Below are 25,951 nucleotides of genomic sequence, written 5' to 3' on the forward strand. Positions count from 1 at the left end.
ATAGATGTCAATTAAGATTCTAAATCACCTGAACTCTTGTCAAGTTTAATAGATGTAGTTTCTTCTTTACCGTTACGATAGTAAGTGATCTTAATGGTGTCTCCGATAGAATGATTGTAAAGAGCACTTTGTAAGTCTGTTGATGAAGCAATCTCTTTGTCATCTACTTTTGTAATCACATCGTATTTTTCAAGGTGACCATTGGCAGGCATATTACTTTGTACAGAACGAACAACTACACCAGATGTAACATTACTTGGAATATTGAGTCTTCTGATGTCGCTTGTACTTATATTAGATAAATTAACCATCTGGATTCCCAAAGCTGGGCGTGTCACTTTTCCGTTCTTTTCTAACTGTTCAATAATATTGATAGCATCATTTGCAGGAATTGCAAAACCAAGGCCCTCTACAGATGTTCCTCCATTTGTGGCAATTTTACTTGAGGTAATTCCGATAACCTGTCCTTGAATATTGATCAGTGGGCCACCAGAGTTACCTGGGTTAATAGCAGTATCAGTTTGGATGGCTTTTGTAGAAATGGCTTGTCCATCTTCAGATTTTAAAGATACATTTCGATTAAGACTAGATACGATACCTTGAGTGACAGTATTTGCATATTCAGAACCTAACGGGCTACCAATGGCAATAGCAGTTTCTCCTACGGTTAACTTGCTAGAATCACCAAACTCAGCTACTGTTGTCACTTTTTCTGAAGAGATTTTGACGACAGCAATATCAGAGAAAGTGTCCGCTCCGACAATTTCTCCAGGTACTTTAGTCCCATCTGACAATCGAATATCTACTTTGCTAGCGCCATTTATAACGTGATTGTTGGTGACGATGTAAGCTTCTTTATCATTCTTTTTATAAATAACTCCAGATCCTTCACTAGAGATTTGTTGAGAATCTGTATCAGTCTCATCATTGCCAAATACGCTATTTTGTCTATTTGCTGAATAAGTAATAACGGATACAACGGCATCTTTTACTTTATTAACAGCCTGCGTTGTTGAATTTTCGTTTTTATAGGCAGTCTGTGTGATAGTGCTATTGTTGTTCGAGCTACTTACACCACTTTTTTGAGTTAGTTGAGCTATTGAAAAACTACCCAAGGCTCCACTAAAAAAGCTAATGACGATAACGACTAATAATTGAAACCCTTTTTTGTAAAATGTTTTTAAATGTTTCATATTTGCCTCCATATTTTTGAATTACTGAAAGTATAAACTGACTAGCTTAATTATAACTTAAACACAAAAAGTTTTACACAAACTGTGGATAACTCTTTTAAAACTGTGATTTTCTCAATTGAAATCTATTTTTTATTTTGTGAATAAGATGTGAAAAAATAGAGAATATGTTAGAATAGAGTCATGAAAATTAAAGTTGTAACAGTTGGGAAACTGAAAGAAAAGTATTTAAAAGATGGTATTGCAGAGTATTCAAAACGAATTTCTCGATTTGCTAAACTTGAAATGATTGAGTTAGCAGATGAAAAAACACCAGATAGGGCCAGTGAATCAGAAAATCAAAAGATTTTAGAAATAGAAGGTCAGAGAATTTTATCAAAAGTTGGTGACCGTGATTTTGTTATTGTGTTAGCCATTGAAGGGAAAACTTTCTCCTCGGAAGAATTTAGTAAGAATTTAGAAGAAGCTTCTATAAAAGGATTTTCTACTCTTACCTTTATCATTGGAGGGAGTTTAGGATTATCATCAGCTGTAAAAAAGAGAGCCAATCTTTCTGTCAGCTTTGGCCGTTTAACCTTGCCCCATCAGTTAATGAGACTAGTTCTTGTTGAACAAATCTATCGCGCTTTTACGATTCAGCAGGGATCACCCTATCATAAATAGAGAATTGACTTTTAATTGAATTTTTGGTAGAATAATTGTGTTAGGTCTCATAGCTCAGCTGGATAGAGCATTCGCCTTCTAAGCGAACGGTCGCAGGTTCGAATCCTGCTGGGATCAATATAGTAGCAAAGCTGGGAATTTTCCCGGCTTTTTTCTTAAAAAAGTACACTTGGGGAGAAAAAAAAGACAGTTGAGAGAATTTTATCTAAAATGAAATTCCATTTTGTATAATGGTTTTTGTAAGTTAGCTTACAAGAAAAAAACATTTTAGGAGATTTTATTATGAAAAACACAGTTAAATTGGAACAGTTTGTAGCCTTGAAGGAAAAAGACTTGCAGGAGATTCGAGGTGGGGAAAGTAGGGTTTCAAGAATCATCCTTGATTTTCTTTTCCTACGAAAAAAGTAATAAAATAAGGAGAAAGAGTAATGGATTTACTTGGATTTGGGACAGTTATTGTTCATTTTTTAATTATTAGTCACAGTTACCGTTTAATTTGTAAAGGTCAAATAAATAGAAAAGAACTATATGTTTTTGGTATCTATACATTACTAGTAGAAGCAGTACTTGAACTTTCCTTTTATCTTCCATATTTAGATAAAATAGGGATTGAAAGATTTTTATTTCCTTTGGGCTTATATTCCTATTTTCGATGGATGAAACAGTATGAGAGGGATAGAGGACTATTCCTAAGTTTACTACTATCTCTTTTATATGAGAGCACTCATAACTTTCTGTCCGTAACTTTCTCCTCTATAACAGGAGACAATTTTGTTTCACAATATCATTTCCCATTCTTTTTCGTTGTAACGGTGTTGACTTATGTTGTTATATTAAAAATCATTCATTATTTCCACTTAGAACTAACCTATTTTGACAAGGACTACCTTTATCCTTTCTTGAAAAAAGTATTTTTTGCTTTACTATTGTTACATCTTTTATCTTTCGTTTCAGATATAGTAAGTACGATTAAACATTTGAATAGTTTTGGAAGTATCTTGTCATCTATTGTCTTTATTTCTCTCCTTTTGACCTTCTTTGCAATGAATTCGCATAAAGAACAAATGGAAAAAGAGATTGCTTTGAAGCAGAAGAAATTTGAACAGAAACATTTACAGAATTATACAGATGAAATTGTCGGACTGTATAATGAAATCCGTGGTTTTCGACATGACTATGCTGGAATGCTTGTCAGTATGCAGATGGCAATTGACAGTGGTGATTTACAGGAAATTGACAGAGTTTACAATGAAGTTTTGGTCAAAGCAAATCATAAATTGCGTTCAGATAAGTACACTTACTTTGATTTGAACAACATAGAAGATTCAGCTTTACGAAGTTTGGTTGCTCAGTCTATTGTCTATGCTCGAAATAATGGTGTAGAGTTTACACTGGAAGTAAAAGATACGATTACCAAGCTCCCAATTGAACTATTGGATTTGGTTCGTATCATGAGCGTTTTATTGAACAATGCTGTCGAAGGATCGGCTGATAGCTATAAAAAGCAGATGGAAGTAGCAATTATTAAGATGGAAACTGAAACAGTTATTGTGATTCAGAATTCATGTAAAATGACGATGACTCCTTCAGGAGATCTATTTGCTTTAGGATTCTCCACTAAGGGAAGAAATCGCGGGGTAGGATTAAATAATGTGAAAGAACTACTAGATAAGTACAACAATATTATTTTAGAAACAGAGATGGAAGGCAGTACATTTAGACAAATTATTAGATTTAAGAGGGAATTTGAATGAAAGTTTTAATTTTAGAAGATGTTATTGAACATCAAGTGAGACTAGAGAGAATATTGGATGAAATTTCGAAAGAATCGAATATTCCAATATCATACAAGACAACAGGAAAAGTCCGTGAATTTGAAGAATACATTGAAAACGATGAAGTAAATCAGCTTTATTTCCTAGATATTGATATTCATGGAATTGAGAAAAAGGGATTTGAAGTGGCTCAGCTCATTCGTCATTACAATCCTTACGCTATTATCGTCTTTATCACCAGTCGATCAGAGTTTGCGACTCTAACCTATAAATACCAGGTATCAGCCCTAGATTTTGTTGATAAGGATATCAACGATGAGATGTTTAAGAAGAGAATTGAGCAAAATATCTTTTACACGAAGAGTATGTTACTTGAAAATGAAGATGTGGTGGATTATTTTGACTACAATTACAAGGGAAATGATTTAAAAATCCCTTACCATGATATTTTGTATATTGAAACGACAGGAGTCTCTCATAAATTACGTATTATTGGTAAGAATTTTGCCAAAGAGTTTTACGGTACCATGACAGATATTCAGGAAAAGGACAAACATACTCAGCGATTTTATTCTCCTCATAAGTCATTTTTGGTAAATATAGGCAATATTAGAGAGATTGATCGAAAAAACCTAGAAATTGTTTTCTATGAAGATCATCGTTGTCCTATTTCAAGATTAAAAATTAGAAAATTAAAAGATATTTTAGAGAAAAAATCTAAAAAGTGATTGACAATTAGTAAGAAATTGATATAATGGTTATATCTGCTACAGATAGAAGGTCCGTTGGTCAAGGGGTTAAGACACCGCCTTTTCACGGCGGTAACACGGGTTCGAATCCCGTACGGACTATTTTATCCGCCATAGCTCAGTTGGTAGTAGCGCATGACTGTTAATCATGATGTCGTAGGTTCGAGTCCTACTGGCGGAGTATAGATAAAAAGGAACACAACTGTGTTCCTCTTTTTGTATCAATTTGTATCACCAAGCATCTTCATAAGGAAATCTGTTATTTCTTGAGGACTTTCTTTTTTTCCATGTGCAATCCAAGTTTGACAGACACCAAAAAGTGCATGAGTTAGATAGATGCTACTATATTCTAATTCAGTGGTGTTTAGATTTAGTTGAATAAATCGCTTTTGTAAATCTGTACTGAGCATGATATGAAGTTTATTTCGTAAGAAATTTTGGATTTCTTTAGTCCCATTTTCAGAAAGAAGGGCAGCCAGAAGTGGTTCTGACTCCAGATATTCAAATACTTCTAAAATAGCTTCTCTTTTGTGATGAGTATGTTTTTGAAAAATATATTCAAATGTATGGAATAGTTTGCTTTGATAGTGCTCGATCATATCATACTTATCCTTATAGTGAGTATAGAAGCTGGAACGACTAATTCCGGCTTTTTCTGCTAGCTTGACAGTAGAAATTTGATCAAATGGCTGTTCCATCAGTAATTGTACCATAGCATTTTCAATAGTTCGCTTTGTTTTTAAGCGTTTGTTACTTTCTTGCATAGTTCCTCCTTGTAAACAAATTAGACTATCTGTCTAAAAAATGGATTTTTTATCTTGTAATTTAGATTTTTTAATGTATAATCTATTATATCAAAATTTTAGACAATATGTTTAAAAAAGGAGAATCTATGTTTAAAGAATGGAAAGCAATTTTTAAAAAACCAACCTTTATTATTGTCATGATAGGGATTTCTCTTATTCCAGCTCTGTACAATATCATATTTTTGTCATCAATGTGGGATCCATATGGTCAATTGTCTGACTTACCTGTGGCAGTTGTCAATAATGATAAAGAGGCTTCCTATAATGGTAATACTATGGCAATAGGAAAAGACATGGTGTCCAATTTAAAAGAAAATAAAACCTTGGATTTTCATTTTGTAGATGAAGAGGAAGGAAAGAAGGGATTGGAAGATGGCGATTACTATATGGTAGTGACTTTACCAAGTGATTTATCTGAAAAAGCAGCTTCTATTTTAACGGATCATCCAGAGCAAATGCAAATCGATTATCAGACTTCAAGTGGTCATAGTTTTATTGCCAGCAAGATGAGCGATTCTGCGATGACACAATTAAAGCAGAATGTTTCTACCAATGTAACCGAGACCTATACTAAGGCTTTATTTAACAAAATGGTTGATTTAAAGGATGGAATGAGTCAAGCAGCTTCTGGTAGTGAAAAATTAACTGATGGGGCGAATCAGTTAGTGGCAGGAAGTCAAACATTAACTACTAACCTACACTCTTTAGCAGCTTCAAGTTTAAGATTTTCAAATGGAACGGAGCAGTTTACTAGAGGATTATCCTCTTATGTTTCTGGTGTCGAACAACTTCATCTTGGCTTAGGGAATTTTAATAGTGGTTTAGTTACATATACTGGTGCAGTGAGTCAATTAGATAGTGGATTAGGTCAATTATCTTCTAAAAGTCCTGAATTGGTAGGAGGAATCAATCAACTATATACTGGTGTAGAGTCCTATACTGGCGGTGTTTCTAAACTCAATGTTGGTCTGAATCAATTCTCATCTGGTGTTAGTGCCTATACAAATGGAGTGGGAAATCTTGCAACAGGTGCGAATCAGTTATCTAATCAATCAGCTACACTTCGAATGGGTGTGGAGCAATTAAATGAAGGGATTCAACAACTTTCTAGCAAGTTAGATGCTTCGTCTGAGCAAAAAGATCAAATTGTTCAATTATCTTCTGGTTTGAATCAGTTAAATCAAGTTATTCAAAATATTGATGTTGAAGATACAAAACAATTAGATTCTGTTTTATCAAGTATAGCATCTCTTTCTAATCAAATGTTAGTAAGTGCTCAGTCTGAAAAAGCAACTACATTAGCCAATATTCAATCGACAGCAGCTTATCAATCATTGACAAGTGAGCAACAAGCTGAAATAAGTGCTTCTGTATCTCAAAATTCGACTGATAGTATTCAATCGGCTCAGTCAATTGTAGCTTTAGTACAAGGTTTACAGGGAAGTTTAGAAAACTTACAAAATCAATCTTCTAATCTTTCGATTTTAAAAAATCAAGCTAATCAAGTATTACCGCTTGCTTTTACTTCTTTGACAGGATTGTCAAGTGGATTAACAGAAATACAAGGAGTAGTGACGAGTAAATTAGTTCCTGTCAGTCAGTCGATTGCAACAGGTGTAAATGCATATACTGCAGGTGTTGATAAAATTTCTCAAGGCGCAAGTCAACTAAGTGAAAAAAATTCCACCTTGACAGGTAGTTTGGATCAACTAGTTTCAGGCTCAAATACCTTGACACAAAAATCTTCTAACTTGACAGCAGGAGTTGGTCAATTAGTTGAAAAAACTCCAGAATTAGTGTCTGGGATTGAAAAATTATCAACTGGCTCTAACCAATTGAATCAAAAGAGTCAAGAATTGATAGCAGGAGTTGATAAATTGCAGTCAGGCTCTAGCCAACTAGTTGACAAATCCAGTCAGTTACTTTCAGGTGCTTCTCAATTAGAAAGTGGAGCTAATAAATTGGCAGATGGAGCTGGGAAACTAGCAGAAGGTGGAACAAAGTTAACTTCTGGATTGGAAGGTTTACAGATAGGAGTTGCTTCTTTGGGACAAGGATTAGGTAATGCTAGTGATCAACTCAAGTCAGCATCAACAGAATCTAAAAATGCAGAGATTTTGTCAAATCCTCTCAGTCTATCCAAAACTGACAATGACCAAGTTCCTGTAAATGGAATTGCAATGGCTCCTTATATGATATCAGTTGCTCTCTTTGTTGCAGCAATATCAACGAATATGATCTTTGCGAAGTTGCCTTCAGGACGTCATCCAGAGAGCCGTTGGGCTTGGTTGAAATCTCGAGCAGAAATAAATGGTATTATAGCTGTTTTAGCAGGAATTTTGGTATATGGAGGAGTTCATCTTATTGGTTTAACTGCAAATCATGAGATGAGAACATTTATTCTCATTATCCTAACAAGTTTAGTATTCATGTCCATGGTGACCGCTTTAACAACATGGAATAGTCGTATAGGAGCTTTCTTTTCTCTTATCTTGCTTTTATTACAGTTAGCATCAAGTGCAGGTACTTATCCACTTGCCTTGACAAATGATTTCTTTAGAGCTATTAATCCCTGGTTACCAATGAGTTATTCAGTTTCGGGATTACGACAAACAATCTCTATGACAGGAAATATTCATCATCAAGTTATTTTCCTTGCCGTTATATTAGTACTATTTATTTGTTTAGGTATGCTAGCCTATCAACCTAAGAAAATGGAAGAAGATTAAAAAAATCGACCAACTGGTCGATTTTTTTATGTCTTAGATGATTTTCGTTTGTGATTATAGATTCCAAATAGTAAAAGAGAAGTAAAGGAACAGATTGCTCCAGTAATAAAACCATTGGGAATAAAGGAAAGTGTAATAGTTCCTTTTCCCTTAGGAACGTCAACTTTCATAAAGCCAGTTTGAGCTTGTTTCATTTCTATTTTCTTATCATCTTGGTAGGCAGACCAACCTTTGTCATAAGGAATAGTGAAAAAAATAGATGTATCTTGTTGGACATCATATGTAGCAAAAACATTGTTTTTAGAAGTTGATACTGTGACAGGTTGTTCTTTAATTTTTTGAATTGCCTCAGTTAAAGTTTGGGTATCTAAACGGTAGAAGGTAGGAGATTCAAATGATACTTGTGAATTTCCAGGGAAACTAACATGAATATTAAAAGTTTTTGTATCTTTTGTATAGCCTAGATTAAAGAAGGAGAAGACATTATCAGTTGTAAAAGTTTTCTTTTCTCCATTTACAAGAATGTCAACCTTTTTTTGTTTGTCATTAGAAAAGTGAAGGTTTGTGAAAGAAAGATAAACTTGACTGTTTTCGGGAACCTCAATTTGATACTGGATTGCTGCATCCTCATTTGAAGAACTTGTAACACTAATCAAATCATTAGTATTTTCTGTTTTGTCATAAGGAATTGGAGAAAAATAATCAAAATCGACGTTAGCAAGTTGATTTAAAAACGAGGCCTGATTATCTAGAGTGTGTTCAGTGAACTTGACATCATTGTAAACAGATTGACTAGCAAATGCAATTGGAAGAGAGAATTGATTTTCATATAGGGTAAGATTATCTTTTTGATATACATCTTGGAAACCATACTTATCAATAGGGTTTTCTGAGATATTATACTGGATTCCAAATAAACTATCAGCCAAAATACTATTATTGGCATAACGGAGATTGAGATTAGTCCCAGAGGATTTAAATCCAAGTTTATCCAAAGTAGAGCTTGCTGAACGATTTCGAACAGATGAAAATTGAGAGATTCCATTGTAGTTGAATTTCATACTGTCATTTCCTGTCTGAGTCTCTAGTTTCTCAGTACGAGTAAATTGATTTCCAATATATGTTGAGAAAGATTCCATAGCTGGGATATCTCGATTATATGCACTTCGAGAAGCAAAGCCCCATTCTTTAGCAATTCCGTCCATTTGAGATGAAGCATTTAAACTTATTTCAACTATTATAAATAAAGAGATTAGAATGGCAAATAGATTTACAGAGATAAACTTTTTGATAACTGCAAGGAGTAAAAGAGAATAGACAACTAAAAATTCAAGAGTCAGTAGAATATTCAAATCTGTTAAAAAAGAATAATGTGATTTTAGATAGATGGTAGCTAAAAATCCTGTTACTATAAGAAAAAGCGAAACTAAAAAATTCCAGATTTTAATTTCTTTCAGACGATTTAAGACTTCCGCTGCTGTGTAAATTAACAAGGTAGAGAAAATCCAAGAATAGCGATGTAAAAACATATTTGGAGTATGCATACCTTGCCAAAATAAATCAAGAGCTTCTATATAAAAGCTGGCAATTAGAAATGCAAAGAAAATTGCATAGATAAGTTTCACGTGAAACTTAATAGATTTCAGTGTAAAAAATAAAATGGTCAAAATAAAGGGAAGTAGTCCTACAAAAATCATTGGAATAGCCCTATACTTTGTTGTATCAAAGGAACCGATGAATTGCTTAGCAAAGAGATCAAGATACCAGCTACTTTCAGTTTGAAACTTTGTAACTTCAGTCAATTTTTCCCCATGTGTCTGTAAATCAAACAGAGTGGGAAGAGTCATAATCAAACTAGCCATACCAGCTAAAAAGGAGATAACTATGAAATCAAGAACCGATGATTTTCGAGTCTTAAAATCCCACGAAATTTGACAGAGATACCAGAAAATAAGAAATAATGCTGTCATATAGCCAAAATAATAGTTTTGGATAAATAAGATTGACAGACTTGTAAAGTATAATGTGAATTTCTTTTCAGTTATCAGTAGATGTAAACCAGTGATAATTAAAGGAATCAAGATAAAAACATCTAACCAGGTTTTTATCTCTAACTGACTAACGGTAAAGCTCATCAGAGCATAGGAAGTAGATAAAGCTAGTTTTAAAGGATTAGGAATCGATTGAAATAATTTATTTAAACTAAAGTAAGTTGACAGTCCAATCAATCCAAATTTTAAGAGAGTTGTCAGATAGACAGCATCTGGCATATTTGTTAGATCAAAAAAGTAAACTAGTGGTGAAAAGAAACTACCCAAGTAATAACTAGATAGGGCATAGAAATTTAATCCGAGGCCACTTGTAAAGGTGTAAAACAAACTACCATTTCCGTGTAGGATATTTCTTAGAGATATATCAAAAATAACGTATTGATGAAACCCATCTCCTAATAGTGGAGATGTATCGCTATTCCAGTAGATACCTTGAGATAGATATACTCCTATCATAATGATTATGGGAATGATGAAAGAAACAAAATAGGTCCAATATGTTTTAAAAAATAATTTCATGTTACCTCATAAAATGTTAGAAAACTCAGCTGGTTAACCCAACTGAGTTTTGAAGTTTTATTTAGTCTTTCCAAAGTTCTTTAACTTTTGCTTGTACTTCTGCATTTTCTAGGAATTCATCATAGGTTTCATCGATACGGTCAATGACGCCATTTTTAGACAAGACAATGATATGGTTGGCTAGAGTTTGAATAAACTCGTGGTCATGGCTGGCAAAGATGATTGATTCTTTAAAGTTTTTCAATCCATCATTCAAGCTTGAGATAGATTCCAAGTCCAAGTGATTGGTTGGATCATCAAGTACAAGGACATTTGATTTTAAGAGCATGAGTTTTGAAAGCATGACACGAACTTTTTCTCCCCCTGACAAGACATTTACAGGTTTGTTAACCTCATCTCCAGAGAAGAGCATACGGCCGAGGAAGCCACGTAGGAAAGTATTGTCATCTTCTTCTTTACTTGCGAATTGACGCAACCAGTCAAGGATTGACTCTCCTCCTGCAAAATCAGCTGAGTTATCTTTTGGCAGATAAGATTGACTAGTGGTAACTCCCCACTTGACAGTTCCTTCATAGTCAATGTCCCCCATGATTGCACGAATTAATGCAGTCGTTTGGATGTCATTTTGTCCAATAAGCGCTGTCTTATCACCTGGACGCAAGATGAAACTAATATTATCCAAGATAGTTTCACCATCAATCTTTACAGTTAGATTTTCTACTGTCAAGAGATCATTACCAATCTCACGTTCCGCTTTAAAGTTGATAAATGGATATTTACGACTAGATGGTACAATCTCTTCTAGCTCAATCTTATCAAGCATTTTCTTACGTGATGTTGCTTGTCTTGATTTAGAAGCATTAGCAGAGAAACGAGCTACGAATTCTTGCAATTGTTTAATTTTTTCTTCTGCTTTAGCATTACGGTCTGCTAGCAATTTAGCAGCGAGCTCAGAAGACTCCTTCCAGAAGTCGTAGTTTCCGACATAGAGTTTGATTTTTCCAAAGTCAAGGTCGGCCATGTGAGTACATACTTTGTTTAAGAAGTGACGGTCGTGGGATACTACGATAACTGTGTTATCAAAGTCAATCAAGAAGTCTTCTAACCAAGTAATCGATTGGATATCCAAACCGTTGGTAGGCTCGTCCAAAAGAAGAACATCAGGTTTACCAAAAAGTGCTTTGGCAAGGAGAACCTTTACTTTCTCACCGTTGGCTAATTCGCTCATGTTTTGGTAGTGTAATTCTTCTGGGATATTTAGGTTTTGAAGGAGTTGAGAGGCTTCACTCTCTGCTTCCCAACCTCCAAGTTCGGCAAACTCTCCTTCGAGTTCGGCAGCACGAACCCCGTCCTCGTCTGAGAAATCTTCCTTCATGTAGATTGCATCTTTCTCTTTCATGATGCTATAAAGTTTTTCATTTCCCATGATAACAACATCAATGGCACGTTCATCTTCATAGTCAAAGTGATTTTGACGGAGAACAGAGAGACGTTCATCTGGACCAAGAGAGATGTGACCAGTAGTAGGTTCGATATCTCCAGCTAAAATTTTTAAAAAGGTTGATTTTCCGGCACCATTAGCACCGATTAATCCATAAGTATTTCCTTCTGTAAATTTGATATTGACATCATCAAAAAGTTTGCGATCACTAAAACGTAGTGAAACATCAGATACTGTAAGCAATGTTTTTCTCCTATATGTGTAATATATTTATTCTACTAGAAAATACGGAAATATTCAAATTTTTATCTGTCAATTTTGTGTAAATTATATTTACATTATACTTTACACAAATCCGTGAATAGTAAGGTTGATTTATTTTGATAAATTGCGGTTATTTCATTAAAAAAATGCTATAATTGAAGGGACTATATCGAAGGAGAACAAAATGACTAAACCCATTATTTTAACAGGAGACCGTCCAACAGGAAAATTGCATATTGGACATTATGTTGGAAGTCTCAAAAATCGAGTATTATTACAGGAAGAGGATAAGTATGATATGTTTGTGTTCTTGGCTGACCAACAAGCCTTGACAGATCATGCTAAAGACCCTCAAACAATTGTAGAGTCTATCGGAAATGTGGCTTTGGATTACCTTGCAGTTGGATTGGATCCAAGTAAATCAACTATCTTTATTCAAAGCCAGATTCCAGAGTTGGCTGAGTTGTCTATGTATTATATGAATCTGGTGTCATTAGCACGTCTGGAGCGTAATCCAACTGTTAAGACAGAAATTGCTCAGAAAGGATTTGGAGAAAGCATTCCGACAGGATTCTTGGTCTATCCAATAGCTCAAGCAGCTGACATCACTGCTTTTAAGGCTAATTATGTTCCTGTTGGGACAGATCAGAAACCAATGATTGAGCAAACTCGTGAAATTGTCCGTTCTTTTAATAATGCATATAACTGTGATATCTTGGTAGAACCGGAAGGTATTTATCCAGAAAATGAGAGAGCAGGGCGTTTACCTGGTTTAGATGGAAATGCTAAAATGTCTAAATCACTCAATAACGGTATTTATTTAGCTGATGATGCGGATACTTTGCGTAAAAAAGTGATGAGTATGTATACAGATCCAGATCATATCCGCGTTGAGGATCCAGGTAAAATTGAAGGAAATATGGTTTTCCATTATCTAGATGTTTTTGGTCGTCCAGAAGATGCTCAAGAAATTGCTGACATGAAAGAACATTATCAACGAGGTGGTCTTGGTGATGTGAAGACCAAGCGTTATCTACTTGAAATATTAGAACGTGAACTGGGTCCTATTCGTGATCGCCGTATTGAATTTGCTAAGGATATGGGAGAAGTTTATAATATGCTTCAAAAAGGTAGTGAAAGAGCGCGTGAAGTTGCGGGTCAAACCCTATCTGATGTTAAAGGAGCAATGGGACTTCATTACTTTAACTAAGTTTATTTTACAAGAAACTATCATTTCTATCTCGAAGAAAAGATAGTTTTTTATTTACCCCTGTAACATTTGACAAATTTTTATAGAATGGTATGATAGATACAATATAAAAAGAGTCAAGCTCAAAAAGAAAGAAAAGAGGAAACTTCGAATGTCTAATTGGGACACTAAATTTTTGAAAAAAGGTTTTACCTTTGATGATGTATTGCTTATTCCAGCTGAAAGTCATGTGTTGCCTAACGATGCAGATTTAACAACTAAATTGGCAGATAATCTGACTTTAAATATCCCAATTATTACCGCTGCCATGGACACAGTTACAGAGAGTCAAATGGCCATTGCTATTGCTCGTGCAGGCGGTCTCGGAGTTATCCATAAAAACATGTCAATTGCTCAACAAGCAGACGAGGTTCGCAAGGTAAAACGTTCTGAAAATGGAGTTATTATTGATCCGTTCTTCTTGACGCCTGAACATACAATTGCTGAAGCAGATGAGCTTATGGGTCGTTACCGCATCAGTGGTGTTCCAGTTGTTGAAACACTTGAAAATCGTAAATTGGTTGGTATTTTGACAAACCGAGATCTTCGTTTTATTTCAGATTATAACCAACCAATTTCAAACCATATGACTAGTGAAAATCTTGTGACTGCTCCTGTGGGTACAGATCTTGCAATAGCTGAGAGCATTCTTCAAGAACACCGTATTGAAAAGCTTCCGTTGGTAGATGAAGAAGGTCGTCTTTCTGGTTTGATTACTATCAAAGATATTGAAAAAGTTATTGAGTTTCCAAATGCTGCTAAAGATGAGTTTGGTCGTCTACTAGTTGCAGGTGCAGTAGGTGTTACTTCAGATACATTTGAACGTGCAGAGGCTCTTTTTGAAGCAGGAGCGGATGCGATTGTTATTGATACTGCACATGGTCATTCTGCAGGTGTCTTGCGTAAAATTGCTGAGATTCGTGCTCACTTCCCAGATCGTACTTTGATTGCTGGAAATATTGCAACTGCTGAAGGTGCACGTGCCCTTTACGAAGCAGGTGTAGATGTTGTCAAGGTTGGGATTGGACCAGGTTCTATCTGTACTACTCGTGTGATTGCTGGTGTTGGTGTTCCGCAAGTAACAGCTATCTACGATGCTGCAGCTGTTGCGCGTGAATATGGAAAAACGATCATTGCTGACGGTGGAATCAAGTATTCTGGAGATATTGTAAAAGCCCTTGCTGCAGGTGGAAATGCAGTTATGCTTGGATCTATGTTTGCTGGAACTGATGAAGCTCCAGGTGAAACTGAAATCTTCCAAGGACGTAAGTTCAAGACTTATCGTGGTATGGGATCAATTGCTGCTATGAAAAAAGGCTCAAGCGATCGTTACTTCCAAGGTTCTGTTAATGAAGCAAACAAACTTGTTCCAGAAGGAATTGAAGGTCGTGTTGCTTATAAAGGAGCGGCAGCTGATATTGTCTTCCAAATGATTGGCGGTATCCGATCTGGTATGGGTTACTGTGGTGCGGCTAACCTTAAAGAACTACATGATAATGCTCAATTTATTGAAATGTCTGGTGCTGGTTTGAAAGAAAGCCATCCTCATGATGTGCAAATTACTAATGAGGCACCAAATTATTCTATGTAAAAAACAATGAAAAGAACTCCCGTGAAAACAGGAGTTCTTTTACGATATTGTCAATTTTAATTTACACTAACTTTACCATCCTGAATAGTAAAGATACTTAGATTTTCTGGCAGATTTTGAAGATGATCTAAGCTTGTTGTTGTGATAAAGGTTTGGATTGAATGAGAAATCGTTTCTAATAATTTTAGTTGTCTAGTATTGTCAAGTTCGCTCATAACATCGTCAAGCAGTAATATTGGAGATTCTGTAGTAATGTTTTCCATTAATTCGATTTCTGCTAATTTTATCGAGAGGACGAGACTACGATGTTGACCTTGACTTCCAAAACTAGCATCCATCCCATTTATATAAAAAGAAATATCATCTCGATGAGGCCCAACACCAGTATTCTTTTTAAATAAATCTCTGGTCCTACTTTTTTCTAAAGCAATTTTGAAAGATTCTGATAAGTCTTCCTTGTCAGTTATCTTTACAGAAGATTGATAGGATATTGACAGTTCTTCAATCTGATTAGAAAGTTCAAAATGTTTCTTACAACCAAAATGCTCTAGTTTTTTTATGAAATCTAAGCGGTGATTCATTACACGACATCCATAATCAACTAGCTGATCATCTAAGACTGAAAGGAAGGTTTCATCTATTTTTTGAGCTGATTTTAGGTAAGTGTTTCTTTGCTTTAGGATGTGGTTATAATTGGTTAAGTCAGATAAATAGATTGGCTTGATTTGTCCAAGTTCCATATCAATGAATTTTCGTCGAACCGAAGGTGCTCCTTTAATTAGTTGTAAATCTTCAGGAGCAAATAAGACAACATTCATGTGTCCTACATAATCTGAAAGGCGTGCCTGTTTTAAATGATTAACTTTTGTCACACGTCCTTTTTGTGTTAGTTCGATTTCGAGGGGAATAGATCCCGTTTTTTTCTGAACAAGACCTGAAAGATGAAGTTGTTCCTCATCAAAATGAATGAGATTTTTATCTGTTCGAGTTCGATGACTACGCGTTAAGGCTAAAAAATAGATAGCCTCTAACATATTTGTTTTTCCTTGTGCATTACGTCCCAAAAAGACATTCAATTTAGGATTAAAGTCTATTTTCGTCTCTTTGTAATTACGAAAAGTCTTGAGAGATAGGTGTTGTAGCCACATGATTATCTACCAGGGAATCGCGGAGCTTGTTTGCTTTTTGGTGATGAAGTAGGTTTAGAGTTGTCTTTTTTTACTCCTTTATTCATCTCCTTAACAAGTTTAGCGATTCGTTCTTTTTCAACTTTATCAGCTTGGTATTCATCTAGTTCTTCAGAAGTAGGTTGTGTCAACAAGATGTCAATATTCATGTCAGGGATGTCAACTTTATCGCCAATACGAAGTTTTTTACCGCGACGACTCTCTAATTCCCCATTAAAGTAAACAGAATGTTCAGAGAGAAAGGATTTGATAGCTCCTCCGCTATGTGTAATTCCAAGTTCTTTGAGTAGTGCTTGGAGAGTAATAAATTCTTCAAATAATTTGTATTCCATAATTCACCTCAATCTTTGGTATTATACCATATTTTCCTAAAAATAGTGAGAGAAACAGGGAGAAATGTAAGCGATTTTTATTTCAAAAGTGTTACAGAGAACAAGAAAATTTCAGGTTTTCGTGATATAATAGAAGTCTGTATATAAGGAGGTAAATCATGGAGTTAGTGCATGGAATTTCAACACATTTTATCCAATCAAAAAAGTTTAAAACGAACAAAATCGCCGTGCGTTTTACCACTCCATTATCCCTCGATACGATTGCAGGTCGCATGTTGAGTGCGAGTATGCTAGAGACTGCTAATCAGATGTACCCCACTTCTCAAGATTTGAGAAGACATTTAGCCAGTCTATACGGTACAGATATGTCAACCAATTGTTTCAGAAGAGGGCAAAGTCACATTGTAGAATTGACATTTACCTATGTTCGTGATGAGTTTTTAAGTAGGAAAAATATGCTAACTTCTCAGGTTTTGGAACTTGTAAAAGAAACTCTTTTTTCACCCGTAGTAGTTGATAATGGGTTTGATTCGGCCTTATTTGAAATTGAGAAAAAGCAATTGCTAGCAAGTTTAGCAGCTGATATGGATGATTCTTTTTATTTCGCACATAAAGAATTAGATAAATTATTTTTTCATGATGAACGTCTCCAATTGGAATATAGTGATTTACGAAATCGTATTTTAGCTGAAACTCCACAAAGTTCTTATTCTTGTTTCCAAGAATTTTTGGCCAATGATCGAATCGATTTCTTTTTCCTAGGTGATTTTAATGAGGTTGAAATTCAAAATGTATTAGAATCATTTGCCTTTAAAGGTCGAGAAGTGGATGTGAAGATTCAATATTGCCAACCTTATTCCAATATCTTGCAAGAAGGCATGGTTAGGAAAAATGTGGGACAGTCTATTTTAGAGTTGGGATATCATTGCTCTGCTGAATATGGTGATGAGCAACATTTCCCCATGATTGTAATGAATGGTTTACTTGGTGGATTTGCTCACTCTAAACTATTTACAAATGTCCGTGAAAATGCTGGATTGGCTTATACTATTTCAAGTCAGCTTGATTTGTTTAGTGGATTCTTGAGGATGTATGCTGGTATCAATCGAGAAAATCGTAACCAGGCTCGTAAAATGATGAATAATCAACTGATTGATTTAAAAAAAGGATATTTTACAGAGCTTGAGTTAGAGCAGACCAAGGAAATGATTCGTCGGTCTTTGTTACTTTCTCAAGATAATCAATCTTCATTGATTGAACGTGCTTATCAAAATGCCTTACTTGGAAAATTTTCGGCAGACTTTAAAAGTTGGATTGCAAAACTCGAGCAAGTTGCCAAAGATGATATTTGTAGAGCAGCTAATAATGTGAAACTACAGGCGATTTACTTTATGGAAGGAATAGAATGACAAAGGTTATTTTTGAAGAAAAATACTATCCAGCTGTAAAAGAAATGGTTTATCGGACTCGTTTGGCCAACGGATTGACAGTTGCTCTTTTGCCTAAAAAGGAATTTAAAGAGGTTTACGGGAGTGTCACTGTTCAGTTTGGTTCAGCAGATGCGCTTGTCACAGGAGTTGACGGATCTGTAAAACAATATCCTGCAGGAATTGCTCATTTTCTTGAACATAAATTATTTGAAAGAGAAGATTCTAGCGACTTGATGTCGGCTTTTACGAGTCTAGGTGCAGATAGTAATGCCTTTACAAGCTTTACAAAAACAAGTTATCTTTTTTCAGCAACGGATCATTTTTTAGAAAATTTAGACTTACTTGATGAATTGGTAACATCAGCACACTTTACTGAAGACTCCATTCTGAGAGAGCAGGATATTATCCAGCAAGAACGAGAAATGTATCAAGATGATCCAGATTCGTGTTTATTCTTTTCAACTTTAGCGAATTTGTATCCAGGAACACCTTTAGCAACTGATATAGTTGGTAGTGAGGAGTCCATTTTCCAAATCAATCTAACTAATTTGCAAGAAAATTTTACAAGATTTTACAAACCTGTAAACATGTCTCTGTTTTTAGTTGGTAATTTTGATGTGGATCAAGTACAGGACTACTTTGAAAGAAAAGAACGTAAAGATTTAGATGTTCAGGAAGTAGCAAGAGAAAAGTTTGTTTTACAAGATGTAAAGCAAACAGACAGTATGAGAATGGAAGTGTCTTCTCCTAAATTAGCGATTGGGATTAGAGGTAAGCGAGAAGTTGCTGAGGCCGATTGCTATCGACATCATATTTTATTAAAATTATTGTTTGCAATGATGTTTGGTTGGACTTCTGATCGTTTTCAAAAATTATATGAATCAGGTAAAATTGATGCGTCCTTATCTCTGGAAGTTGAAGTAACAAGTCGCTTTCATTTTGTCATGTTGACAATGGATACAAAAGAGCCAGTTGCTTTATCTCATCAGTTTAGGAAGGCCATTCGTAATTTTACAAAGGATTTAGATATTACAGAGGATCATTTGGATACTATCAAAAGAGAGATGTTTGGAGAATTTTTCAGTAGCATGAACTCTCTTGAATTTATTGCGACGCAATATGATACTTTTGGACAAGGTGAGACAATCTTTGATTTGCCGAAGATTTTACAGGAAATTACTTTAGAGGATGTCCTTGATGCTGGACATCATTTAATAGATGAAGGGGATATAGTTGATTTTACAATATTCCCATCGTAGTAACCTATCATAATAGACACTAGAAAGAAGGGATGACAAGTATGAGAAAAAAAACAATTGGAGAGGTTTTACGATTAGCTAGAATCAATCAGGGATTGAGTTTAGATGAATTGCAGAAAAAAACAGAAATCCAGTTAGATATGTTGGAAGCAATGGAAGCAGACGATTTCGATCAACTTCCAAGTCCTTTTTACACGCGTTCTTTCTTGAGAAAATATGCATGGGCTGTTGAGTTAGATGACCAAATTGTTTTGGATGCTTATGATTCTGGGAGTATGATTACTTATGAGGAAGTAGATGTTGATGAAGACGAGTTGACAGGTCGTAGACGTTCAAGTAAGAAAAAGAAGAAAAAAACATCATTTTTACCTTTATTTTATTTTATCCTTTTTGCCTTATCTATTTTAATTTTTGTGACCTATTATGTTTGGAACTATATTCAAACTCAACCAGAGGGGCCTTCTCTTTCTAATTACAGTGTGGTTCAATCAACAAGTTCAATAAGTTCAACTAGCTCTGTTCCCCACTCCTCAAGTAGTAGTTCATCTAGCAATTCTTCTAGTGTAGAATCAGCGATAAGTGTATCAGGCGAAGGAAATCATGTAGAAATCGCTTATAAGACAAGTAAGGAAACAGTTAAATTGCAATTGGCAGTTTCAGATGTTACAAGTTGGGTCAGTGTTTCAGAAAGCGAACTTGAGGGCGGTGTAACCTTATCACCGGATAATAAAAGTGCAGAAGCAACAGTTGCAACTAAAAGTCCTGTAACCATTACGTTAGGTGTTGTAAAAGGTGTTACTTTGACAGTAGATAATCAGACTGTTGATTTATCGAAGTTAACAGCGCAGACTGGACAAATCAATGTAACCTTTACTAAAAATTAAGGAAAAACGAATGAAAAAAGAACAAATTCCCAATCTCTTAACAATAGGTCGAATTCTCTTTATACCTATTTTTATCTTTATTTTAACAGTAGGAAATTCGATAGAGAGTCATATAGTGGCAGCTATTATCTTTGCTGTTGCCAGTATTACCGACTATTTAGATGGATATTTAGCACGTAAATGGAATGTGGTCAGTAATTTTGGTAAATTTGCAGATCCTATGGCGGATAAGTTACTAGTTATGTCGGCTTTTATTATGCTGATTGAGTTAGGTATGGCTCCAGCTTGGATTGTTGCAGTAATTATCTGTCGTGAGTTGGCTGTGACAGGTTTAAGGCTTTTATTGGTTGAAACTGGTGGAACAGTTTTAGCAGCGGCAATGCCTGGAAAAATTAAAACTTTTAGTCAGATGTTTGCGATTATTTTCTTGCTATTACATTGGACTTTGCTTGGTCAAGTTCTACTTTATGTAGCCTTGTTTTTCACTATCTACTCTGGCTATGATTATTTCAAGGGTAGTGCTTATGTATTTAAAGGGACATTTGGTTCGAAATGAAATCAATAATTGATGTAAAAAATCTTTCTTTTCGCTATAAGGAAAGTCAGGAATACTATGATGTGAAAGATATTACGTTTCACGTGAAACGTGGAGAATGGCTTTCGATTGTAGGGCATAATGGTAGTGGTAAATCAACGACGGTTCGCTTAATTGATGGCTTACTGGAAGCAGAATCCGGAGAGATTGTAATTGATGGCCAACGGCTGACTGAGGAAAATGTTTGGAAAATACGTCGTCAAATCGGTATGGTTTTTCAAAATCCAGACAATCAATTTGTTGGAGCGACTGTTGAAGATGATGTTGCCTTTGGTTTGGAAAATCAGGGCCTTTCTCGTCAAGAAATGAAAAAGAGAGTGGAGGAAGCTCTGGATTTGGTTGGCATGTTGGACTTTAAAAAGAGAGAGCCGGCGCGTCTATCAGGTGGCCAAAAGCAACGTGTGGCCATTGCAGGTGTTGTAGCCCTAAGACCAGCTATTTTAATCTTAGATGAAGCAACAAGTATGTTGGATCCTGAGGGACGTAGAGAACTGATTGAGACAGTAAAAGGAATTCGGAAAGACTATGATATGACGGTCATTTCCATTACACATGATTTGGAAGAAGTTGCCATGAGTGATCGTGTGTTGGTCATGAAAAAAGGGGAAATTGAATCAACTAATAGTCCAAGAGATCTTTTCTCTCGAAATGATTTGGATCAAATTGGATTAGACGATCCTTTTGCCAATCAATTAAAACATTCTTTGAGCCAGAATGGCTATGATTTACCTGAAAATTATTTGACAGAAAGTGAGCTAGAGGATAAGCTATGGGAATTGCTCTAGAAAATGTGAGTTTTACATATCAAGAAGGTACTCCCTTAGCTTCAGCAGCTTTGTCGGATGTTTCTTTGACGATTGAGGATGGTTCTTATACGGCCTTAATTGGACATACAGGTAGCGGGAAATCAACTATTTTACAACTCTTAAATGGTTTATTGGTGCCAAGTCAAGGGAGTGTGAGGGTTTTTGATACCTTAATCACCTCGACTTCTAAAAATAAAGATATTCGTCAAATTAGAAAACAAGTTGGCTTGGTATTTCAGTTTGCTGAAAATCAGATTTTTGAAGAAACGGTTTTGAAGGACGTTGCTTTTGGACCGCAAAATTTTGGAGTTTCTGAAGAAGATGCGGAGAAGATTGCGCGTGAGAAACTGGCTCTGGTTGGAATTGATGAATCACTTTTAAATCGTAGCCCGTTTGAGCTGTCAGGGGGACAAATGAGACGTGTGGCCATTGCAGGCATACTTGCCATGGAGCCAGCTGTATTAGTCTTAGATGAACCCACAGCAGGCCTGGATCCTCTGGGTAGAAAAGAGTTGATGAATTTGTTCAAAAAACTCCACCAGTCAGGGATGACCATTGTCTTGGTAACGCATTTGATGGATGATGTTGCTGAATATGCGAATCAAGTCTATGTGATGGAAAAGGGACGTCTAGTTAAGGGTGGTAAGCCAAGTGATGTCTTTCAAGATGTTGTCTTTATGGAAGAAGTGCAGTTGGGAGTACCTAAAATTACGGCCTTTTGTAAACGATTGGCTGATAGAGGTGTGTCATTTAAACGATTACCGATTAAGATAGAGGAGTTCAAGGAGTCGCTAAATGGATAGTATGATTTTGGGGCGTTATATCCCAGGGGATTCGATTGTTCACCGATTGGATCCACGTAGCAAATTGCTGGCTATGATGCTACTAATTTTGATCGTTTTTTGGGCTAATAATCCCATGACAAATTTAATTCTTTTTATAGCGACAGGGATATTTATTGCCTTGTCAGGAGTATCTCTTTCATTTTTTATTCAGGGCTTGAAGTCTATGTTTTTCTTGATTGCCTTCACAACTATTTTTCAACTGTTTTTCATTTCTAATGGGAATGTTTTATTTGAGTTTTCGTTTGTGAGAATCACGGATTATGCTTTGCAACAAGCTGGAATTATTTTTTGTCGCTTTGTATTGATTATTTTCTTTTCAACTTTGTTAACCTTAACAACCATGCCCTTAAGTTTGGCATCAGCTGTCGAAGCTTTGTTAGCGCCTTTAAAGCGTGTGAAAGTTCCAGTTCATGAAATTGGATTGATGCTGTCCATGAGTCTACGTTTTGTTCCAACATTGATGGATGATACGACGCGGATTATGAATGCGCAGAAAGCACGTGGAGTGGATTTTGGTGAAGGAAGCATCGTTCAAAAAGTAAAGGCGATGATTCCCATTTTGATTCCTCTTTTTGCGACAAGTTTAAAACGTGCAGATTCCTTGGCTATCGCCATGGAAGCGCGTGGTTATCAGGGTGGAAAAGGTAGAAGTCAATACCGACAATTGAAATGGACTCGAAAGGATACGCTGACCATTCTTGTTATTCTCGTACTTGGTTGTTGCTTATTTTTCTTAAAATCTTAGTAGCATTTAAAGAATTGATTAAAAGTTACTGTAACAGTTCTTGATATAAAGGTAGGGATATGAACCGTTTTAAAAAATCAAAATATGTCATTATTGTTTTTGTCACTGTTCTGCTTGTGTCAGCTCTCTTAGCGACGACTTATTCAAGTACAATTGTGACAAAATTAGGAGATGGAATCTCATTGGTTGATAGGGTTGTGCAAAAACCTTTTCGGTGGTTTGATTCTGTCAAATCAGATCTGGCTCATTTGACACGAACATATAATGAAAATGAAAGTTTGAAGAAACAGATTTACCAGTTAGAAGTTAAATCAAATGAGGCGGAAAGTTTAAAGACAGAAAATGAACAATTGCGCCAATTGCTTGATATGAGGTCTAAATTGCAAGCCACAAAGACTTTAGCAGCAGATGTTATTATGCGTTCTCCGGTATCTTGGAAGCAGGAGTTGACCTTAGATGCAGGTAGATCAAAAGGGGCTTCTGAGAACATGTTAGCTATTGCAAATGGTGGCTTGATTGGGAGTGTTTCAAAAGTGGAGGACAACTCTACTATGGTCAACCTTCTGACAAACACAGAAAATACTGATAAGATTTCTGTTAAAATTCAACACGGCACTACCACAATTTATGGAATTATTGTTGGCTACGACAAGGAAAATGAAGTTCTTAAAATTAGCCAATTAAATAGCAATAGCGATATTAGTGCAGGCGATAAGGTGACAACGGGTGGATTAGGAAACTTTAACGTTGCGGATATTCCTGTTGGTGAAGTGGTTGCCACAATGCACAGTACAGACTATTTGACACGAGAAGTAACTGTTAAATTGAGTGCAGATACTCATAATGTGGATGTGATAGAATTAGTGGGGAATTCATAATGAGACAGTTGAAGCGGGTTGGAGTGTTTTTATTGCTCCCTTTCTTTGTTCTAATTGACGCCCATATTAGCCAGCTTCTGGGCTCATTTTTCCCCCATGTACATTTAGCTAGTCATTTTCTTTTTCTATTTCTCTTATTTGAGACGATAGAAGTATCAGAGTATCTCTACCTAGTCTATTGTTTTATGGTGGGCTTGGTTTACGATGTTTACTTTTTCCATCTAATAGGGATTGCAACTCTCTTATTTATCTTATTGGGAGCCTTTCTTCATAAATTGAATAGTGTTATTTTGTTGAATCGTTGGACACGAATGCTCTCTATGATTGTCCTGACCTTCCTGTTTGAAATGGGTAGTTATCTTTTGGCTTTTATGGTAGGGCTGACAGTGGATAACATGTCGATTTTTATAGTATATGGTTTGGTACCGACGATGATTTTAAATTTTTTATGGATTACTGTTTTTCAATTTATTTTTGAAAAATATTATCTATAAGAACGACATATAAATGTAACAAAGGCGTAATATTTATTGGAGTTTTTTTTGGTATACTAGTATTGTCTTAAACAGAAGGAGTATTTATTAACCATGAAGAAAAAAATCTTAGCCTCGCTTTTATTAAGTACAGTAATGGTTTCCCAGGCAGCAGTATTGACGACTGCCCATGCAGAAACAACTGATGACAAAATTGCTGCTCAAGATAATAAAATTAGTAACTTAACAGCACAACAAGAAGAAGCACAAAAACAAGTTGATCAAATTCAGGAGCAAGTATCTGCTATTCAAGCAGAGCAATCTAACTTGCAATCTGAAAATGATAGATTACAAGCAGAATCTAAGAAACTCGAGGGTGAGATTACAGAACTTTCTAAAAACATTGTTTCTCGTAACCAATCTTTGGAAAAACAAGCTCGTAGTGCTCAAACAAATGGAGCCGCAACTAGCTACATCAATACAATCGTAAACTCAAAATCAATTACAGAAGCTATTTCACGTGTTGCTGCAATGAGTGAAATCGTATCTGCGAATAACAAAATGTTAGAACAACAAAAGGCAGATAAAAAAGCTATTTCTGAAAAACAAGTAGCAAATAATGATGCTATCAATACTGTAATTGCTAATCAACAAAAATTAGCTGATGATGCTCAAGCATTGACTACGAAACAGGCAGAACTAAAAGCTGCTGAATTGAGTCTTGCTGCTGAGAAAGCGACAGCTGAAGGGGAAAAGGCAAGTCTATTAGAACAAAAAGCAGCAGCTGAGGCAGAGGCTCGTGCAGCTGCGGCAGCAGAAGCAGCTTATAAAGAAAAACAAGCTAGCCAACAACAATCAGTACTTGCTTCAGGGAATACAAACCTAACAGCACAGGTACAAGCAGTATCTGAATCTGCAGTAGCACCTGTTCAGGCTAAAGTACGTCCAACATATAACACGGATGCCTCAACTTATCCAATTGGAGAATGTACATGGGGAGTTAAAACATTAGCACCTTGGGCTGGAGACTACTGGGGTAATGGAGCACAGTGGGCTACAAGTGCAGCTGCAGCAGGATTCCGTACAGGATCGACACCTCAAGTTGGAGCAATTGCATGTTGGAACGATGGTGGATATGGACACGTAGCGGTTGTTACAGCTGTTGAATCAACAACACGTATCCAAGTATCAGAATCAAACTATGCAGGTAATCGCACACTTGGAAACCACCGTGGATGGTTTAATCCAACAACGACTTCTGAAGGTTTTGTGACATATATTTATGCAGACTAATTAGAGAGAGGGACTCGAATAGAGCCCTCTTTTTTAGGTTTTACCAGAGACAATAACTATTAAAAATGGCTCTTTGTCAACTGTAGTGGGTTGAAGAAAAGCTAAGCTCGAGAAAGGACAAATTTCGTCCTTTCTTTTTTGATATTCAGAGCGATAAAAATCCGTTTTTTGAAGTTTTCAAAGTTCCGAAATCC

At 35.7% G+C, this 25,951-nt stretch carries 23 protein-coding genes and 3 tRNA genes; 20 read left to right on the top strand and 6 right to left on the bottom strand.

Annotated elements, in window-relative coordinates:
• Positions 1–11: 11 nt before the first annotated feature.
• Positions 12–1,193: a S1C family serine protease gene (locus DSY56_RS09915; protein WP_112445413.1), complete on the bottom strand. Its 1,182-nt coding sequence runs from the start codon at positions 1,191–1,193 to the stop codon at positions 12–14.
• 183 nt (positions 1,194–1,376) lie between these two features.
• Between DSY56_RS09915 and rlmH the strand changes: the two genes are divergently transcribed.
• The 7 genes from rlmH (at position 1,377) to DSY56_RS09950 (ending at position 4,561) form a co-directional block, all read left to right on the top strand.
• Positions 1,377–1,856 (top strand): 23S rRNA (pseudouridine(1915)-N(3))-methyltransferase RlmH, encoded by a 480-nt coding sequence (gene rlmH / locus DSY56_RS09920; RefSeq protein WP_112445415.1) that lies wholly within the window; start codon positions 1,377–1,379, stop codon positions 1,854–1,856.
• Positions 1,857–1,899: 43 nt separating this feature from the next.
• A tRNA-Arg gene (locus DSY56_RS09925) sits at positions 1,900–1,973 on the top strand.
• 165 nt (positions 1,974–2,138) lie between these two features.
• Positions 2,139–2,264: a competence-stimulating peptide ComC gene (gene comC / locus DSY56_RS09930; RefSeq protein WP_112445417.1), complete on the top strand. Its 126-nt coding sequence runs from the start codon at positions 2,139–2,141 to the stop codon at positions 2,262–2,264.
• A 20-nt stretch (positions 2,265–2,284) separates the two neighbouring features.
• Positions 2,285–3,610: a competence system sensor histidine kinase ComD gene (gene comD / locus DSY56_RS09935; protein WP_112445419.1), complete on the top strand. Its 1,326-nt coding sequence runs from the start codon at positions 2,285–2,287 to the stop codon at positions 3,608–3,610.
• Positions 3,607–4,359: a competence system response regulator transcription factor ComE gene (gene comE, locus DSY56_RS09940; protein ID WP_000866064.1), complete on the top strand. Its 753-nt coding sequence runs from the start codon at positions 3,607–3,609 to the stop codon at positions 4,357–4,359. The genes comD and comE overlap by 4 nt, the downstream gene beginning before the upstream one ends.
• A gap of 51 nt (positions 4,360–4,410) precedes the next feature.
• A tRNA-Glu gene (locus tag DSY56_RS09945) sits at positions 4,411–4,482 on the top strand.
• Positions 4,483–4,487: 5 nt separating this feature from the next.
• Positions 4,488–4,561 (top strand) — tRNA-Asn (locus DSY56_RS09950).
• 40 nt (positions 4,562–4,601) lie between these two features.
• On the opposite strand, the gene DSY56_RS09955 is transcribed toward DSY56_RS09950, so the two are convergent.
• Positions 4,602–5,144 (bottom strand): TetR/AcrR family transcriptional regulator, encoded by a 543-nt coding sequence (locus DSY56_RS09955; protein ID WP_112445421.1) that lies wholly within the window; start codon positions 5,142–5,144, stop codon positions 4,602–4,604.
• A gap of 128 nt (positions 5,145–5,272) precedes the next feature.
• Here DSY56_RS09955 and DSY56_RS09960 point away from each other — a divergent pair, with 128 nt between their 5' ends.
• Positions 5,273–7,915: a YhgE/Pip family protein gene (locus tag DSY56_RS09960; protein WP_112445423.1), complete on the top strand. Its 2,643-nt coding sequence runs from the start codon at positions 5,273–5,275 to the stop codon at positions 7,913–7,915.
• 26 nt (positions 7,916–7,941) lie between these two features.
• On the opposite strand, the gene DSY56_RS09965 is transcribed toward DSY56_RS09960, so the two are convergent.
• A complete protein-coding gene (locus DSY56_RS09965; protein WP_112445425.1) occupies positions 7,942–10,485 on the bottom strand; it encodes a YfhO family protein in 2,544 nt (847 codons plus the stop codon).
• 61 nt (positions 10,486–10,546) lie between these two features.
• A complete protein-coding gene (locus DSY56_RS09970) occupies positions 10,547–12,169 on the bottom strand; it encodes an ATP-binding cassette domain-containing protein (RefSeq protein WP_000958772.1) in 1,623 nt (540 codons plus the stop codon).
• A 205-nt stretch (positions 12,170–12,374) separates the two neighbouring features.
• Here DSY56_RS09970 and trpS point away from each other — a divergent pair, with 205 nt between their 5' ends.
• Together trpS and guaB are read left to right on the top strand one after the other, a co-directional pair.
• Entirely contained in the window at positions 12,375–13,400 is a 1,026-nt protein-coding gene (trpS, locus tag DSY56_RS09975) for a tryptophan--tRNA ligase (RefSeq protein ID WP_112445427.1), read from the top strand.
• A 151-nt stretch (positions 13,401–13,551) separates the two neighbouring features.
• Positions 13,552–15,030 (top strand): IMP dehydrogenase, encoded by a 1,479-nt coding sequence (gene guaB / locus DSY56_RS09980; protein ID WP_000073402.1) that lies wholly within the window; start codon positions 13,552–13,554, stop codon positions 15,028–15,030.
• Between the two features lie 56 nt (positions 15,031–15,086).
• On the opposite strand, the gene recF is transcribed toward guaB, so the two are convergent.
• Positions 15,087–16,178, bottom strand: a complete 1,092-nt coding sequence (recF, locus tag DSY56_RS09985) for a DNA replication/repair protein RecF (protein WP_112445429.1) — start codon at positions 16,176–16,178, stop codon at positions 15,087–15,089.
• Positions 16,179–16,180: 2 nt separating this feature from the next.
• Positions 16,181–16,549, bottom strand: a complete 369-nt coding sequence (gene yaaA / locus DSY56_RS09990) for a S4 domain-containing protein YaaA (protein WP_061438545.1) — start codon at positions 16,547–16,549, stop codon at positions 16,181–16,183.
• A 158-nt stretch (positions 16,550–16,707) separates the two neighbouring features.
• On the opposite strand from yaaA, the gene yfmF reads away from it, so the two are divergent.
• The 10 genes from yfmF to pcsB all read left to right on the top strand — a co-directional run bounded on the left by yfmF (position 16,708) and on the right by pcsB (position 25,757).
• On the top strand, positions 16,708–17,958 hold the full coding sequence (gene yfmF, locus DSY56_RS09995) for an EF-P 5-aminopentanol modification-associated protein YfmF (protein WP_112445431.1): 1,251 nt from the start codon (positions 16,708–16,710) through the stop codon (positions 17,956–17,958).
• Positions 17,955–19,238, top strand: a complete 1,284-nt coding sequence (gene yfmH / locus DSY56_RS10000) for an EF-P 5-aminopentanol modification-associated protein YfmH (protein ID WP_112445433.1) — start codon at positions 17,955–17,957, stop codon at positions 19,236–19,238. The genes yfmF and yfmH overlap by 4 nt, the downstream gene beginning before the upstream one ends.
• Positions 19,239–19,279: 41 nt before the next feature.
• The gene (gene rodZ / locus DSY56_RS10005) at positions 19,280–20,122 is read left to right on the top strand and encodes a cytoskeleton protein RodZ (protein WP_164226125.1); all 843 of its coding nucleotides are present in this window, start codon (positions 19,280–19,282) and stop codon (positions 20,120–20,122) included.
• Between the two features lie 10 nt (positions 20,123–20,132).
• On the top strand, positions 20,133–20,678 hold the full coding sequence (pgsA, locus tag DSY56_RS10010) for a CDP-diacylglycerol--glycerol-3-phosphate 3-phosphatidyltransferase (RefSeq protein WP_050441171.1): 546 nt from the start codon (positions 20,133–20,135) through the stop codon (positions 20,676–20,678).
• Positions 20,675–21,502 carry an energy-coupling factor ABC transporter ATP-binding protein gene (locus DSY56_RS10015; protein ID WP_112445437.1) on the top strand — a complete coding sequence of 276 codons (828 nt, stop codon included), beginning with the start codon at positions 20,675–20,677 and terminating at the stop codon, positions 21,500–21,502. Before pgsA ends, DSY56_RS10015 begins: the two co-directional genes overlap by 4 nt.
• Complete coding sequence (locus DSY56_RS10020) at positions 21,487–22,326, top strand: energy-coupling factor transporter ATPase (protein ID WP_023940630.1); 840 nt, start codon at positions 21,487–21,489, stop codon at positions 22,324–22,326. Before DSY56_RS10015 ends, DSY56_RS10020 begins: the two co-directional genes overlap by 16 nt.
• On the top strand, positions 22,319–23,113 hold the full coding sequence (locus DSY56_RS10025; RefSeq protein WP_112445439.1) for an energy-coupling factor transporter transmembrane component T family protein: 795 nt from the start codon (positions 22,319–22,321) through the stop codon (positions 23,111–23,113). The genes DSY56_RS10020 and DSY56_RS10025 overlap by 8 nt, the downstream gene beginning before the upstream one ends.
• A 59-nt stretch (positions 23,114–23,172) precedes the next feature.
• Complete coding sequence (mreC, locus tag DSY56_RS10030; protein ID WP_112445441.1) at positions 23,173–23,991, top strand: rod shape-determining protein MreC; 819 nt, start codon at positions 23,173–23,175, stop codon at positions 23,989–23,991.
• Positions 23,991–24,485 (top strand): rod shape-determining protein MreD, encoded by a 495-nt coding sequence (gene mreD / locus DSY56_RS10035; protein WP_112445443.1) that lies wholly within the window; start codon positions 23,991–23,993, stop codon positions 24,483–24,485. The genes mreC and mreD overlap by 1 nt, the downstream gene beginning before the upstream one ends.
• Positions 24,486–24,578: 93 nt before the next feature.
• Positions 24,579–25,757 (top strand): peptidoglycan hydrolase PcsB, encoded by a 1,179-nt coding sequence (gene pcsB / locus DSY56_RS10040; protein ID WP_112445445.1) that lies wholly within the window; start codon positions 24,579–24,581, stop codon positions 25,755–25,757.
• Positions 25,758–25,951 lie beyond the last annotated feature (194 nt).

The organism is Streptococcus sp. 596553, from assembly GCF_900411395.1.
In the GTDB taxonomy this organism is placed as follows: Bacteria; Bacillota; Bacilli; order Lactobacillales; family Streptococcaceae; genus Streptococcus; species Streptococcus mitis_BA.